General features: G+C 43.3%; 10 protein-coding genes. 6 read left to right on the plus strand and 4 right to left on the minus strand.

Annotation, left to right across the window (positions count from 1 at the left end):
• From ACTUJY_RS04960 to ACTUJY_RS04970, 3 genes are read left to right on the plus strand one after another with little or no spacing between them, the layout of a single operon-like run.
• On the plus strand, window positions 1–810 hold the full coding sequence (locus ACTUJY_RS04960) for a mechanosensitive ion channel family protein (RefSeq protein ID WP_463614955.1): 810 nt from the start codon (window positions 1–3) through the stop codon (window positions 808–810).
• Window positions 811–869: 59 nt separating this feature from the next.
• Window positions 870–2603: an autotransporter assembly complex protein TamA gene (locus ACTUJY_RS04965; protein ID WP_463614956.1), complete on the plus strand. Its 1734-nt coding sequence runs from the start codon at window positions 870–872 to the stop codon at window positions 2601–2603.
• Window positions 2600–6352 (plus strand): translocation/assembly module TamB domain-containing protein, encoded by a 3753-nt coding sequence (locus tag ACTUJY_RS04970; protein ID WP_463614957.1) that lies wholly within the window; start codon window positions 2600–2602, stop codon window positions 6350–6352. Before ACTUJY_RS04965 ends, ACTUJY_RS04970 begins: the two co-directional genes overlap by 4 nt.
• Before the next feature lie 35 nt (window positions 6353–6387).
• On the opposite strand, the gene ACTUJY_RS04975 is transcribed toward ACTUJY_RS04970, so the two are convergent.
• On the minus strand, window positions 6388–8544 hold the full coding sequence (locus tag ACTUJY_RS04975) for a S8 family serine peptidase (RefSeq protein ID WP_463614958.1): 2157 nt from the start codon (window positions 8542–8544) through the stop codon (window positions 6388–6390).
• A gap of 239 nt (window positions 8545–8783) precedes the next feature.
• Complete coding sequence (locus tag ACTUJY_RS04980; RefSeq protein WP_463614959.1) at window positions 8784–9194, minus strand: SixA phosphatase family protein; 411 nt, start codon at window positions 9192–9194, stop codon at window positions 8784–8786.
• A 184-nt stretch (window positions 9195–9378) separates the two neighbouring features.
• Between ACTUJY_RS04980 and ACTUJY_RS04985 the strand changes: the two genes are divergently transcribed.
• Both ACTUJY_RS04985 and ACTUJY_RS04990 read left to right on the plus strand, forming a co-directional pair.
• Window positions 9379–9903 (plus strand): RNA polymerase sigma factor, encoded by a 525-nt coding sequence (locus ACTUJY_RS04985; RefSeq protein WP_463614960.1) that lies wholly within the window; start codon window positions 9379–9381, stop codon window positions 9901–9903.
• Window positions 9904–9928: 25 nt separating this feature from the next.
• Window positions 9929–10309: a DUF6768 family protein gene (locus ACTUJY_RS04990; protein WP_463614961.1), complete on the plus strand. Its 381-nt coding sequence runs from the start codon at window positions 9929–9931 to the stop codon at window positions 10307–10309.
• Window positions 10310–10481: 172 nt separating this feature from the next.
• Here the strand turns inward: ACTUJY_RS04990 and ACTUJY_RS04995 are convergent, their stop codons facing one another.
• Both ACTUJY_RS04995 and metH read right to left on the minus strand, forming a co-directional pair.
• Window positions 10482–11240, minus strand: coding sequence for a TerC family protein (locus ACTUJY_RS04995; RefSeq protein ID WP_463614962.1), 759 nt, complete (start codon window positions 11238–11240; stop codon window positions 10482–10484).
• A 103-nt stretch (window positions 11241–11343) separates the two neighbouring features.
• Window positions 11344–15009: a methionine synthase gene (gene metH, locus ACTUJY_RS05000; protein WP_463614963.1), complete on the minus strand. Its 3666-nt coding sequence runs from the start codon at window positions 15007–15009 to the stop codon at window positions 11344–11346.
• Window positions 15010–15239: 230 nt separating this feature from the next.
• Between metH and ACTUJY_RS05005 the strand changes: the two genes are divergently transcribed.
• Complete coding sequence (locus tag ACTUJY_RS05005; protein WP_463614964.1) at window positions 15240–15677, plus strand: preQ(1) synthase; 438 nt, start codon at window positions 15240–15242, stop codon at window positions 15675–15677.
• The last annotated feature ends 87 nt before the right edge of the window (window positions 15678–15764 follow it).

Raw genomic sequence — 15764 nt, forward strand, 5'->3', positions numbered from 1 at the left:
ATGAATTTTCCCAATTATGTATATTCCATCATTATATTCCTATTAGGATTGATCGTTGCTCGATTGATTTCAACTCGACTGACTGTTTTTTTAGAAGCTCAATTCAAAATTAAAAATGGACTCGTCATTAAACGATTATTGTTTTACTTTTTGTTGGGGTTGTTTCTAGTCATGGCATTGCACCAACTGGGTGTGAAATTAAATGTATTATTAGGCGCAGCAGGTATTTTTTCTGTTGCTGTTGGTTTTGCTTCGCAAACGTCAATGTCGAATGTTATCAGTGGTATGTTTTTACTCGGTGAGCGAGCTTTTGCCGTGGGTGATACGATAAAAGTTGGCAATACGACAGGCGAAGTGATCAGTATCGATTGGTTATCGGTTAAGTTACGTACACCTGAAAACATGTTTGTAAGATTACCAAACGAAACTTTAATCAAAACGGAAATGACGAATTTAACGCGTTTCAAAATTAGACGCTTTGACTTTAATTTTTCAGTCGCTTATGAAGAAAATCTTTCTCGAGTGCGACAGCTTTTACTTGCTGCGGTAAGTGAAGATACTCAATGTCTTGATGAGCCTGAGCCATTATTGATCGTGGAAAGTCTCGCTGATTCCGGTATTCAGTTGCGACTTGCAGTTTGGGCCAAAAGTGAGGAGTTTATAAAATTTCGAAGTCGAATGGCAGAAAAAGTAAAAGAGTTACTCGATCGCGAAGGTATTGAAATTCCCTATCCTCACATGAGTTTTTATGCGGGTAAGCATTCGCAACCGTTATCCATAAAAGTTGAATCGTCAGACCACTCTACGTGATTTGATGGTATGTTGTTTAATTATAAATATTGAAATAATAGAAATAAAAAGGAACGCGCGTGAGGCTTTTAATTGCAGTGTACCTGTGGCTGATGTTTTCGGGCACTGCGTTAGCTCAACAGTCAGAAAAGTCTGGCACTCCATTTGAAATTGAAGGGGTAAGTTCTACTGTCATTGATAATATCAATGCTCATCTCGATGTTGTCGATGGTGTCATTCCACTTTCTACTTTAGGTTTTCCTCGTTCGAATGAGTTTATACTAAGAAAAGCAAAGTTGGCGATGCAAGCGCTAGGCTATTATCACCCAGAGCTAACATTAACTGGAAGTCACCAAAAATGGTATTTACAAGTGAAGCCAGGCGACCCTATCGTTTGGCAGACGGCAAGTCTTGACATTGATGGTGAAGGTGAACAATTTGAACCGATTCTTGAACTCTGGCGCTCACATCCGTTTCATGTTGGAAAACGACTTGATCATGGAGAGTATGAGTCGTTCAAAACGCAACTGTTAAATAGCGCATTAGAAAATGGCTTTCTAAATGTGCGTATGACGAATGCGTTGCTTCAGGTGGATACCAAGTCAAAACAAGCTCAAGTACAATGGCAGATGGATACTGGCAGACGTTTTCGATTAGGAAAGATTGAGCTTTCAGGAAGCGAGTTATCGAAAGACTTTCTTCAACGTTATTTAGCAATAGGTCCCATGCAATTTTATCGTCAACAAGACATTGTGAAGTCGCAACAAGCATTAAACCGATCGGAATTTTTTGAGCAGGTTAATCTAGAACAAACTCAGGATGAAGACGCACAAAGTGTTAATCTATTGTTTCAACTTAAGGATAAAGAAAAGTACCAGTTAAAAACCAGTTTAGGTTATGGTACCGATTCAGGTGGGCGTTTTGGTATCAGCTGGTTGGATCGTCGCGTCAATCGTCGAGGACACAACTATTTGATCAGTTTTGACACCAGTGAAATATCATCGGGTATCGATGTTCAATACCGCATGCCGTTAGAAAATTTGGGTGATGAATGGATCAATCGCGTCAGTTATCGAGTGAAAGAAGAAAACATCGCACGCAGTAAAATTACCGCCTACGACTCACGATGGCTAATAAAGCACGATGAGTATTGGTCAACACAATGGGCAGGTACGGTGGCGACGGAAGAAGTGAGTTCAAGCGATGTTATCGAGAATATTTTGGAATATCTGATCCCTTCCTGGCAAATCGACTATTACAGTTTGCCCGACCCTTTTCAGGTAAAAAACGGTTGGCATTGGCAAGCTATTGTTCGAGTGAGTGATGAAGCATTGAGTGATCCGGACTTGCCCTTTGTTCAACTGGAGCAACGTGTAAAAGCTGTGTGGAGCTTTAGTGAAAACTGGCGATTGTTAGGACGTTTACACCTTGGACTAACCAATATGGATCTGGATAATTTTATTACCGGTATGCCCACAACCTATCGATATTTTGCCGGTGGTGATACCTCGGTACGTGGTTATCGTTATCAAGCATTGGCTCCGGTTGATGAGAACAATAACATTCTGGGCGGTCGATACCTGCTCACACACTCGACTGAAATCGACTGGCGTTTTAGTGACGATTGGCGCTGGGCAATATTTACCGATGCCGGCAATGCGTTTAATCATCGTGACGATTTTACATTGAAGCGTTCAGTCGGTACCGGTATTCGCTGGGTAACTCCGGTTGGATCGATTCGGCTTGATTATGCTAAAGCATTGGATGAGCCTGAAGCGTGGCGTTGGCATATTACCATTGGACCGGATCTATGAAACGCTTTTTCAAATTTTTCAGCGTGCTGTTTTCCCTTTTCACGTTGCTACTTTGTGGTTTGTTAAGCTGGATTTATTTTTCAACAAGTGGTCTGCAATGGGCTTTAGAAACAGCTCGACCTTATTTACCAGGTGCTTTAACGATTGGTCCAGTAAGTGGAAAGTTGAGTGACAAACTTCGTATCCAGTCGGCTCAATGGTACGACGAGGATGTTTTGGTGGTCGCTGAAAACATTGAACTGCAATGCTTCTGGCCCGACTTTATTGTCGCTCATTTTAATTGCGACTCCATTGTTATGGATAAAGCCGCTATTACGACTCATGAAAGCGAACCTGTACCCGAACTGGTTATTGAACTGCCTGAATTGGAACTCCCGTTTACTGCGGTATTAAACCACTTTTCGTTATCGAAATTGGAAATACTCAGTTGGCCTATCGGTGGTGAAAAGGCAATCTTGTTGCAGTCGTTTGATAGTATTCAACTTCGAAAGGCCAGCCTCTTTGATAATCAAATAGCACTGAATGACGGCGCGTTTGAATTTCTCGATGGTCATTTTCGAATGAAAGCTCAACTTGATCCGCTTACGACTTGGGCACATCAGCTTGAAGTCGCTATTGAGCACAGCGAGGTTCGTTTGGTTTTAAAAAGTAAGGGTGAGTTAAAAAGACAAGCAGAATTTAAAATTACAACCGAGCGGCCTGTCAAGTCTACTTTAAGTGGTTATTTACAACTGGAGCCGGAACTCAAGATAACGAGTGGTCGCTGGTTGGTTCCTTCTCAATCGCTGTCAAATCACTTGGAGTCACTTCAGTTGCAACACAGCGACGTATCATTTGAATTGCACTGGCCGGCTTTATCTGGACAATGGCAAAGCACGCTAACGCATCAACGAGTACGAGAAGCTCACATAAACAGTCATTTTCAGATTGAAGATATGCTCGAATGGGACCGTCAAAGCAATGCGCAACTTGAAATAATGAGTACGCTAACGCATCAACAATTGCAGCAGTGGTTGTCGAAAGTTGAGCCTGTACAAAATGTTCAAGCCTCGAAAAACGATAATGACCGAATAAAAGGCTCATTGCAAAAAGAAATTCCAATACAAATCAATTTGATCACTTCATTTAAAAAAGGCGTATTTCAATTGCGCGCTCCATCGATCGTCCTCGATCAACATAAAGTGGAAGTGAGTGCCGATGGAGTATTTCTCGATCGTCAGCTGCAATCGCTTTCTGCCGATTTGGCATTTCAACTGAACGATGTCAGTGGACTGCTACCGATAAAAAGTAAAGACATCCGTGGTAAAGCAAAACTGAATTACCATCAGCAAAATTGGCAATTACAATCATCCGGTGTGGTAGCGTTATTGGCAATGGAACAACTTGAAATTCGGCAAGCGAATTGGAGTATTGATTATAATCAAACGATAAACGCAAAAATAAGCGCGGCTAAAATTCGGTCTAATGATATTACGGTTGAAAACAGTAAACTGACTTTGTCCGGTCATATTGAAAATCACAAACTTCAGGCTACGGGGAAAATTCAGCACTATCCATTTTCATTCAACTTGCATGGAAAGTGGTTTCCTGAAGAGCTAGAACTCAATGCGGCATCTTCCTGGTTGATTCCACATATGAATTTGGATATATCAGCGGAAAAACAACACGTTAATCTGGCAGGAAGAAACCTTCATTGGGCAGAGCAAGGTGTGTCGATTGAACAGCTGTGCTTGAGTGGTTTGGGCAGCATGTGTATCAATGCGCGCTGGCAAGATCCCATTTGGTCGATTAAAGGCGATTTAAAACAAATGGATTTACAGCAATTAATTGAGTTTTCTGAACAGTTTGCTTTTCAGTTGCCGATTGCCATTCAAGGACAACTTGCAGGGCAATTTAATGTGGCTGGAAAAGGACTCGAACTCAATCAGCTGGATATTAACTTGGCATCTGAACGATTATCTTTGAGTGAGGAGAGTTGGAAGGGTAATTGGCAACAAATAGATGTGTACAGTGCATTAAAAGAAAAAGATTTTCAAGTGTCGGTAGATTGGGAACAACAGCATCACCAACTGATTACGCCACAGTGGATGAGTGAATGGTTCACTCCAAAAGGTAATATTCGCTTCCAGTTTCGAACGCTTGACGAGTGGCAGTTTACTTTGGAGCAAAACGAGTTTTTCTGGCAGTTGCCTCACGCTCAAAATACTGGGAGTGAGCCGGAAGAATTATCGATTCAAAGTAGTGATAGCCTTCCAAGGTTAAATCTGGATCGCTTGTCGGTTAAAGGGAGTGTTTTGAATAAACAGTTGAACGCTCATTTAGAATTATTGTTACCTCAATCGGACAAACTGGTTATGAATTTTTCGAGCGACTGGCCGCTGAATCATGATTCGAAGTTTCGTTCGAGTATTGATATTGAACTGAACGAATTTGCATGGCTTAAAGAATGGCAAACACGAATTGATGAGCTTAATGCCAGTTGGCAACATCGAATGAGTGTAACTGGAACGTTGGACGATTTTCGGATTGCCGGCAAGGGCGAAGTTAAGGTGAATCGACTCGTGATAGAAGAAGTTGGGCTTGATATCGAAAATTCGAAATTGGCATTGTTGTCAAACCAAAGTCGAATTGACTTCACGGGTAATTTAAAAAATAAGCAAGGTGAGTTAGTGGTTAATGGTGCCGCAAACTTGTTGCCGGAATTGGATGTTGAGGCAAAGGTTAATGGTGATAAAGTGTTGGTGCTTGATTCAGATACCGGTAAAGTCATTGTTTCGCCTAATTTAGATGCGCAGTTCAAGCAAAATCATTTGCGTTTGAATGGGAAAATTGTATTCGATGAAGCTCGAATTAAAATGAAACGATTGCCAATACGAAAAGTTTCGGTATCGGATGATCAAGTTGTTTCAGGCCAAAGCAAAATTGGTGAGCCACCAATGCGGTATACCGTAGATTTACAGTTGATAACGGGAAAAAATGTCAGCTTTGATGGCTTTGGCTTAAGCAGCGATTTACAAGGTCAGTTGCAGCTATTCGCGCAAGAAGGACAGTCTGTAAAAATCAATGGTCAACTCGTGTTACGTCATGGAAAATTTGAAGCCTACAAACAAGTCTTAACCATTGACGAAGGGCAGTTGTTATTTTTAGGGTCAGCTGAAAACCCTGGTATTCAGTTTAAAGCAACACGTGAAATTGATGATATAAAAGTAGGTGTTATTGCTAATGGCTCATTAGCCAATCCGCGTTTAACACTCTATTCTGAGCCAGCAATGGCTGAAGAAAACATATTAGCGTTATTACTGACCGGACGTTCGATAGATTCATTGTCTCAATCAGAAGGTAATGCACTGGCGAATGCAGCCTTGAGTTTAGGTGTTGAAGGCGCAAATAAATTGGCGCAAAAAATTGGCGATGCATTGGGAATTAAAAACGTTCAAATCACTAGCAAAACCAAAGCTGACAGCTCACGTGTTGATATAGCGACACAAATTAATGAAAAGCTCAGTGTTGGTTATGGAACAACGATTGACTCAAGTAATGAAATGCAAGCCGGTTGGATAATCGAGTACAAACTGACTCAAAATCTATCGTTTGAAGCGATCAGTGGGCAGGAAATGAGCGCGTCGATCAATTTTAAAAAGCAGTTTGATAGTGTGAAAAACTTAAGCGAATCGAAGCCAAAAGAAGAACCGGAAAATGGATCAAATGAATTGGAAGTCAGTAAGGACTTTGAAGATCGAGAAAAGTAGAAGCCCGTAATCGGGCTTCTACAGTTACAAACACATTAGTAGTTTACCGTTACCTCATCGGAACAAGTGTCTGTGCCTACTTCACACACTTGATAAGTGCCACTGCCAGAGAAATAACGCGTTTCGGACCAGCTACCATCGTTGGCGGTGGTCGTTAACAGTCCGCCATTACGATAGATATCGACATTGGCACCGTTTGCTCCGTCCCAGGTTAGTGTAATGTTGTGAATAAACCAGAAAGAGGATACCGAAGCACTTAAAGTAATTTCACTTCCTGGTGGCTCCGTCACGGTAACCGATTGAGTGGCCGAATGTGTCGCACCCTGATCATCGGTTACGGTTAACGTAACATTGTAGCTTCCTGCGGCAGTATAGGTATGGCTCGGATTTTGCGAACTCGATGAGTTACCATCGCCAAAGTCCCATTGCCAACCGCTGATACTGCCATCGGCGTCGCTGGAGAGATCGGTAAAGGCAACACTCAGATCAGTCACTGCAAAACTGAAGTCGGCTTTTGGCGGTTCGTTGGCACCATCGTTTACCGATACGGTTTGGGTAATGGAGTCGCTGGCACCTTCGTTATCGGTAACGGTTAGCGTTACGTTATAACTTCCACTGCTGGCATAAGTATGCATTGGGTTTTGATTCGACGATGAGTTACCGTCACCAAAGTCCCAGTTCCAGCTGACGACACTACCATCGTTGTCATTACTGGTGTCGGTAAAGTTAACGTTGAGCGCGGATGCAGAATAAGTGAAGTTTGCATCGGGGGGCAGGTTTCCACCGCCACCAATCGCAACCAGCGCGGCGTGCGCATCGATGATGCCTGCGCCACATTGGTTACAAGTACCAGGAAAAGCACGCGCTGTATCCATCATTACTTGAGTCACCTCGGCTGGTGTCGTGTTGGGTTTTTGTGCGTACAGTAATGTTGCGACACCTGCAACGTGTGGAGCGGCCATCGAAGTACCTTGATAAAACGCGTACGAATCGTTTTCTGGCGTGGTGGTTCCCGTATTTAAAGTGGAAAGTACACCGTTGGCACTGTTACCGGAAGTTTCACCACCTGGTGCAGCTACTTCAACGACGCTACCGTAATTTGAGTAACTGGCTCGACTGCCACTTCGGTTAGTCGAGGCAACCGTCAGCACGTTGTCACAACTGGCGGGTGTAAACCCGGAAGCATCAGCATTGCTGTTACCTGCTGCTGCAACGACTAATGCGCCTGCTGCAGTGATTTGATTCACGGTATCTTGCATCGCTGCGTCGCAAGCAGCACCGCCTCCTAACGATAAGTTGAGCACTTTAGCTGGATTAGGGTTATCCGGAATTCCGGAAACGCTGATTCCTGCTGCCCATAACATCCCGTCTTGAATATCCGCCAAGGTTCCACCGCATTTTCCCAATACACGAACGGGAACAATTTTCGCTTTTGGTGCTATACCGGCAACACCCTCACCGTTATTGTTGATAGCAGCGATGGTTCCCGCAACATGAGTGCCATGCCAGCTGCTGTTCATTGAGTAAAAGGGTGCGCCTGGGCATTCGAAAAAGCCGAACCAGTCACCTTCGTCACTGGCGTCAGGATCGCGACCATCGCCGTCACGAGCCGTGCCGGAATTGGATATAAAATCGTAACCACCGACAATATTGGCGGCTAAATCGGTATGTGGTCGATATCCAGTATCTATGACGGCGACGACGGCGCCGTTGCCTTCGTTAATATCCCACGCCGCTGGCATATTGATACCACCGCTTGATTCAAAGTAGTGCCATTGTTCGTTGTAACGTGGATCACTGGGTGTCGCTAAAGGATAGAGTCGATAGTTGGGAACCGCGTATTCAATGTCTTGTTCAAGACTCAGTTGCTGTAACAGCTGTTGTCTTGTAAAACCTGGAGTTTGTGAGCGAAATTTTACCAGCTGAGCACCGGAACCCAGCGTTCTTTGCAGTGTCAGAGGGCGGTCTAACCGTGAACTTAATGTTGAAATTTTTGAACTGATTTCTGCACGTTTCGCGTTTCGATCGGACGATTTGAATTTGATGATCAGTTCGTAATTATTTTCGAATTGTATAGAAGAAAAATCATTGTCTTCTGCATTAACACCGGACAGCATTAACGAGGATCCTACTGCAGCCATCGTTAACCAATGCGTAACTCGTTTTGATTTTGAGTGATTGGTCTTAAACATTATCTGCTCCAATTTATCTTTGATTTTCGTTGCTAGATCATGACTGATCTGACGACTAAGTATGGATAGCATTGGGCAATATACAAGAAAGGCGGAGAACCAAAAGTTGAATTGTTGGAAAAAATTTCAGATTTATTAATATTTGAAATATAAGCGTGCATTTATTAACTTGTATAGTCCAGAAATCTGTAAAGAAATGCACGCAAAAAGGAGAAATTAATTTTCAATGGAAACGCATATTAGGGTTTCGACTTAAGCAACCGGGTAGTCACTTTGTCATTCTTTAAGGTTAAATGGTAGAGCCGGTTGTACTCAGCTTCTTGGATATCATTTTGGGCATCGCCACCTAATAAATGAACAATTTTTGGAACCGTGTTGCTATGGCCGACAATCAAAACATTTCCTTGAGTGTGTCGAACCTTTTCTGCAAGTGTATTTGGATCGTGCGGGTCATAAGTGGTTACTTCAATATTTTGACTTTCGGCGGTCGGTAATGCTGTATAACGTGTGCGTTGGTAGTGAGTCGAATAAACGACAGTGATATTGAAAGGCTTGAGATACTCTGAGAGCCAGTTAGCGCGTGCTTCACCAATAACTGTTAAAGACGGATCGTTTGAATCATCGGTCAATTTCTCTGCGTGGCGTACCACAAACACCTCTTGTGCGAATAACGTTTGTGAAGTGAGCAAAAAGGCTAGGCTAAATATTGTTCGAATTATGAATCGCATTATCTGATAGTAAGGCTTAATATTAAGTGTGCTCTAGTCTAAATTAAATGAACCTCATTCACCACAACATCGTCTTTATGTTAAAGGCAGAAAAAACAGGCATTCAATGAATCAAGCCGAAAAAGATCTGTTGGTATTGGCTGCGCAACAGGGGAATCGTAAAGCATTTGCGATGATTTATCGGCACTACCATTCGAAGCTGCTGCGATTCGCTTATAAAATTTGTGGCGATCATGCTTTGTCACAAGACTCGGTGCAAAGCGCTTGGCTTAAAATGACGCATCGAATTCGTCGACTGAAAGATCCACGCGCGTTCCGTAGTTGGATTTATAAAGGTGTGCGTTGGCAAATACTCGATGCAGTACGCAATCAAAAGCGAGAGTCGCGCATTGAGGACATTGGTGATGAATTAATATCAACACAAGACATTGAGCAGGAGATCGCACAGAGCCGCGATTTAAACAGTGCGATACAACGATTGCCAACAGTAGAAAAACAGATGATCCATTTGTTTTATCTCGACGAGTTAAGTGTTGTTGAAATTGCATCTGTATTGGATATAGCTGCCGGTACGGTAAAGTCGAGACTTAATCGAGCGCGAAAATTATTGCAGCAAAAATTTAAAATTTAAGTCAATAGAAAGGTGAGAGGTGATTATGAAAATTGATGAACGAATTAAATCAGAGCTTGAAGGTGAATCTTCAGAAATTGAAGCGATTTTGCAGGACAAACAAGGTCTGTTTGATATGGTCATGGGATCATTCAACGCCGGGCTGGGTCGTTGGGTGATTCTTATTAATGTGGTTATTCTGGCGGTTACCGGGGTTATGATCTGGACGGGCTACGAGTTTTTTACGTCTAGCAATACCGGTGATTATGTATTTTGGGGGGTGTGCTTGGTGTTGTCGGCTATGGCACAAATTGCGATGAAGCAATGGGTGTGGATGGAAATGAATCGCGGTTCATTATTACGGGAAATTAAACGCGTTGAAGTGGCGGTGGCAAAACTATCAAATCAGGTTCAGAAAAACAGTTGAACGCGCTTGTTGCTTTTTAACCGAGGATTCTCGCCGACATTATGCGATCGTCGCTCATCAGCCACAAGACACTTTAAAACGTGGTTTCCAAAGTTGATGATGATGTGTGCTTTCGAAAGCATTGGTTTTTTCTTTTCTTAAAAATTACGATTCTAAACGAAACCCCTGGAGATTACATTTTGGGTTGAACCTTAATTTTTTTCTTTAATCGAATAGCCTGAGAGGCTTTTTTGCGCCGTAATCGGATATTCAGCATTTCGACACTAATTGCAAATGCCATAGAGAAATAAATATAACCTTTGGGCACATGGAAATCGAGACCTTCCCCAATGAGCGTAACGCCGATGAGCATTAGAAAAGCCAGCGCGAGCATTTTTATCGTTGGGTTACGGTCAACAAACTCTCCAATCGAGTTTGCAGAGATCAACATGACAATTACGGAAACGATGATAGCGATGATCATGATACTTAAGTGTTCGACCAAACCGACCGCTGTAATCACCGAGTCAATAGAAAAGACAACATCAATAATGGCAATTTGAAAGAGAATGGAAAAGAAAGTTGCTTTTACTTTTACTTCGCTATTTTCTTCGTCAACTTCAAAACTGTTATGTATTTCGTGAGTGGCTTTGGCCAGTAAAAATAATCCACCAAGAATTAAAATGATGTCACGCCCAGATATTTCTTGCTCAAAAATCGAAAACAATGGCTCTGTCAGTCCCATTATCCAAACGATGGTGAGTAACAATAAAATTCGAGCAATAAGCGCAATAGAAACACCGATACGGCGAGCTCTAGCTCGAAGGTGTTTGGGTAGTCGACCAACAAGAACCGAAATAAAAACAATATTATCGATACCCAGAATAATTTCCAGAACGATTAATGTACCCAATGCAATCCAGGCTTCAGGTAGGTAAATCCACTCGAACATGTTGGTATTCCGATATTTTTATTTCATTAAATCATAGACGGAAACAAGTGAAATAGGCAATGGGAAACACATTGCCTTTTGGGCGACTTCGCTTTGATGGAAGTTAGTAGGCTAATATTGGTGATAGCCAACGCTCGATGGCTTTAATATCCATATTTTTACGCTGAGCATAATCCTCTACCTGATCTTTTTTGATTTTACCCGTACCGAAATAACGCGCTTGTGGATGCGCAAAGTACCAACCTGACACCGCAGCGGTAGGCGTCATGGCAAAACTTTCGGTTAAGTGCAAGTCGATGTTTTTGGAAACATTCAATAATTGCCAGAGCTTTCCTTTTTCGGTGTGATCGGGACAGGCCGGGTAACCGGGTGCCGGTCGAATACCTCGATATTTTTCGGCAATGAGCGCATCGTTGGTTAAGTCTTCCTCCTTGGCATAGCCCCAATAGTCTTTACGTACTTTTTCGTGCATGCGCTCAGCGAAAGCTTCGGCTAATCGATCGGCCAGCGCTTTTAAAAGGATGGAACTGTAGTCGTCGTGATCCGCTTCGAAACGAGCAATGTGTTTTTCGATCCCGATGCCTGCGGTAACCGCAAAAGCTCCCATATAGTCGGTACGATTCGATAATTTTGGTGCAATGTAATCGGCCAAACTTAGGTTGGCTGCATCGTCTCGTCGTGGTATTTGTTGGCGAATAAATTCCAGTGTTAATTTTTCTTGCTCTGGCTTAACTTCGTCGTACAAAATGACACTGTCACCATGGCCAGATGCGGGGAAAAATCCGATCACCGCTCGTGCTGTTAGCCATTTTTCGTCGACGATCTTTTGCAACATCGATTGCGCGTCGTCAAACAACTTACGTGCGGATTCGCCCACAATTTCATCGTCTAGAATTTGCGGATAACGACCCGCTAACTCCCAGGAGCGAAAGAAAGGCGTCCAGTCAATGCGTTCCAGCAAGTCTTCCAGTGGATAGTCTTCGAACACTTTAGTGCCCAGAAAGCTTGGATGAGTGATCGTTTGTTTTGCCCAGTCGGTTTTAAACGCATTGTTTAATGCTTGTGAATAATCCACTAGGTTTCGCGATTCATCCCGTTTTGCTCGTTGTTCGCGTTTTTGCTGATATGTGGATTTGTATCCATCAATAAATGTGATGCGTTCTTTTTTGTTCATTAATTTGGAAGCGACATTCACTACACGCGAGGCATCTTGCACATGGATCACCGCATGTTGATATTGTGGATCAATTTTTACTGCCGTGTGAATGCTTGAGGTCGTCGCACCGCCAATTAACAAGGGCTTATCCATTCCTAGGCGTTGCATTTCAGACGCCATATGCACCATTTCGTCCAGTGATGGGGTAATTAACCCGGAGAGCCCGATGATGTCGCAACTTTTTTCTTTGGCAGTCGACAATATTTTTTCCGCGGGAACCATCACACCGAGATCAATCACTTCGTAGCCGTTACATTGTAATACAACACCAACAATGTTTTTTCCGATATCGTGTACATCGCCTTTTACGGTTGCCATTAATACTTTACCGGCGCTTTTCGATTGTTGTTTGTCTTTCTCCATAAACGGCAACAAATACGCCACGGCTTTTTTCATAACCCGGGCCGACTTGACTACCTGAGGTAAGAACATTTTTCCAGAACCGAATAAATCACCTACCACGTTCATACCGTCCATGAGTGGCCCTTCAATCACGTGTAAGGGTTTTTCGGCTTGTTGTCGAGCTTCTTCAACGTCTTGCTCGATAAACTCGGTAATGCCTTTAACTAATGCGTGCTCCAGCCGTTTGTTTACAGACCAGTCGCGCCACGCTTGTTGTTGCTTTTGCTGCTCCTGATTGTCACCTCTAAAGCTTTCTGCCAGAGCAATCAAATTATCGGTCGCTTCGGGATGACGATTTAAGATCACATCTTCGCAAGCATCGCGCAGTTCTTGGGGAATGTCAGAGTAAACGGCCAACTGACCCGCATTAACAATGCCCATATCCATACCATTTTGAATGGCATGGTAAAGAAATACCGCGTGCATGGCTTCGCGAACCGGGTTGTTGCCGCGAAAAGAAAATGACAAATTGGAAACACCACCGCTGATTAATGCGTAAGGTAAGTTTTCCTTTATCCATTGGCAGGTTTCGATAAAATCAAGCCCATAACGATTGTGTTCTTCTATTCCGGTAGCAACTGCGAATATGTTGGGATCAAAAATAATGTCTTCCGCGGGAAACCCAACTTGTTCAGTTAATACCTTATAAGCGCGTGCGCAAATTTCAGTTTTCCGTGCAAAGGTATCAGCCTGGCCTTGCTCGTCGAAAGCCATCACGATCACCGCAGCGCCGTAGCGCCTTACTTTCTTCGCGTGTTCGATAAACGCCGCTTCGCCTTCTTTCATCGAAATGGAATTAACAACCCCTTTGCCTTGAATGCACTTTAATCCGGCTTCTATTACTTCCCATTTGGACGAATCGAGCACAATAGGCACCCGGCTGATATCGGGTTCGCCAGCAATGAGTTTCAGAAATCGCTCCATCGCTTCTATCGAATCGAGCATGCCTTCATCCATATTGATGTCGATCATTTGCGCGCCATTATCAACCTGTTGCTGTGCTACTTCTAACGCAGCTTCGAAATCATCTTCTTTGATCAGGCGTAAAAACTTGGCAGAACCGGTAACATTGGTGCGCTCACCAATATTAACGAACAAGGATTCTTCCGTGATGGATAAAGGTTCCAGTCCCGACAGGCGCATAGCGGGTTTCAGTTTTGGAAGTGTTCGAGGCTTTTTATGTTGTACAACACTTGCAATGGCTTTGATATGTTCTGGCGTTGTACCACAACAACCACCCACAATATTCAGAAAGCCGCTTTGTGCCCATTCGGCGATGTCTTCAGCCATATCTTGCGGCGTTTCATCGTACTCACCAAATTCATTGGGCAAGCCAGCGTTAGGATGAGCGCTGACATGACACTCGCAAATATTCGCCAGTTCTTCAACATAGGCTCGCAACTGTTTCGCGCCTAAAGCGCAATTTAAACCAAAAGAAACAGGTTCAATGTGGCGTAAGGAATGATAGAAGGCTGCGGTCGTTTGACCGGTAAGAGTACGACCAGATGCATCGGTAATGGTGCCCGATATCATTACGGGTAACTTGTAACCCAGTTCATCGAATAGATCGGCGACAGCGTAAGCGCAAGCTTTGGCATTCAATGTATCGAAAATCGTTTCGATTAATAAAATATCGACACCGCCTTTAACCAAGGCGCGAGCACCCATCAAATAGTCCGCGACGAGCTCATCGAAGCTGATATTCCGAAAGGCCGGGTTATTCACATCGGGTGAAATGCTGGCGGTTTTGTTCGTTGGACCTAAAACACCGGCAACGAAACGGGGCTTATCAGTAAATTCGTCAGCCACGTTTCGAGCCAGTCGAGCGGATTCATAGTTGAGTTCTTCAACCAGCGATTCCATACCGTAATCCGACAATGATGCCGCGTTGCCATTAAACGTGTTGGTTTCAATAATATCTGCACCGGCCTGCAAATATTGGCGATGAATATCAGCAATAATTTCCGGCTGGGTCAAAGAGAGTAAGTCATTGTTGCCCTTAAGATCACTTGGCCAATCCGCAAATCGCTGCCCTCGATAGTCGTTTTCTTGCAGCTTAAAGCGCTGGATCATGGTTCCCATGGCGCCATCGAGCACCAAAATGCGAGTTTGTAAGGCCTGGTAAAAGGCATTGATACGGCTTTGATTCATAATTGGTATAAAATTAATGTGGACGTCTAGACGTAAAGAAGTTTATTATTGCCGACATTGTGCTAAAGTTAAAGCGTTTTATTCAGTTTAGGCTTATTCCGTACAAATTTCTGGCTGTCAGAAGGTACAGTATTCGGCTAACGAGGAACAATGTTTTAACTCACTGACTGTTACATCCTAATAACGAGAGCGTAAAACGCGTTCGACACAAACATTTAAGAGTGGAAGCCATGAGTGATTCAATAAAAACCTGGGAAGCTATTGATCGATCCTTGATGAAGGCGTTGCCAAATCCATCGAATGGGGCTTACGAGATTAAAGTGAAGATTCCTGAGTTTACCTTTCTGGGTGTGCAGGAGCAGCCTGATTTTGCGACCGTTTACTTAACCTTTTACCCAACCAATAAAATTATCGAGTTGAAAGCACTCAAACAGTATGTGTATCAGTTGCGCAATATTGTGGTGTCTTACGAGCGATTAATTAACGTGATTTATGATCATTTAATCGAAGTTTATGAGCCGGATCGCCTGCGCGTGGTCATGATCTGTAATCCTCGTGGTGGGATCAGCTCTCGATTGACCATTGATTCGGATTGGGGCGCTCGTGGCGGTCAGGAAAAATACCGCGACTGGATGAGTAACGATGATGTTTGGGACGTAGTGTTGTAGTTAGAATCCAACTTTTTATTGTTCGAGATAAGATGTCTTCAACAGACGCCTTATCTCAACATTCCTTGCTATTTCATTTTCTGCGTC

This window comes from Pleionea sp. WD8-19, from assembly GCF_055326765.1.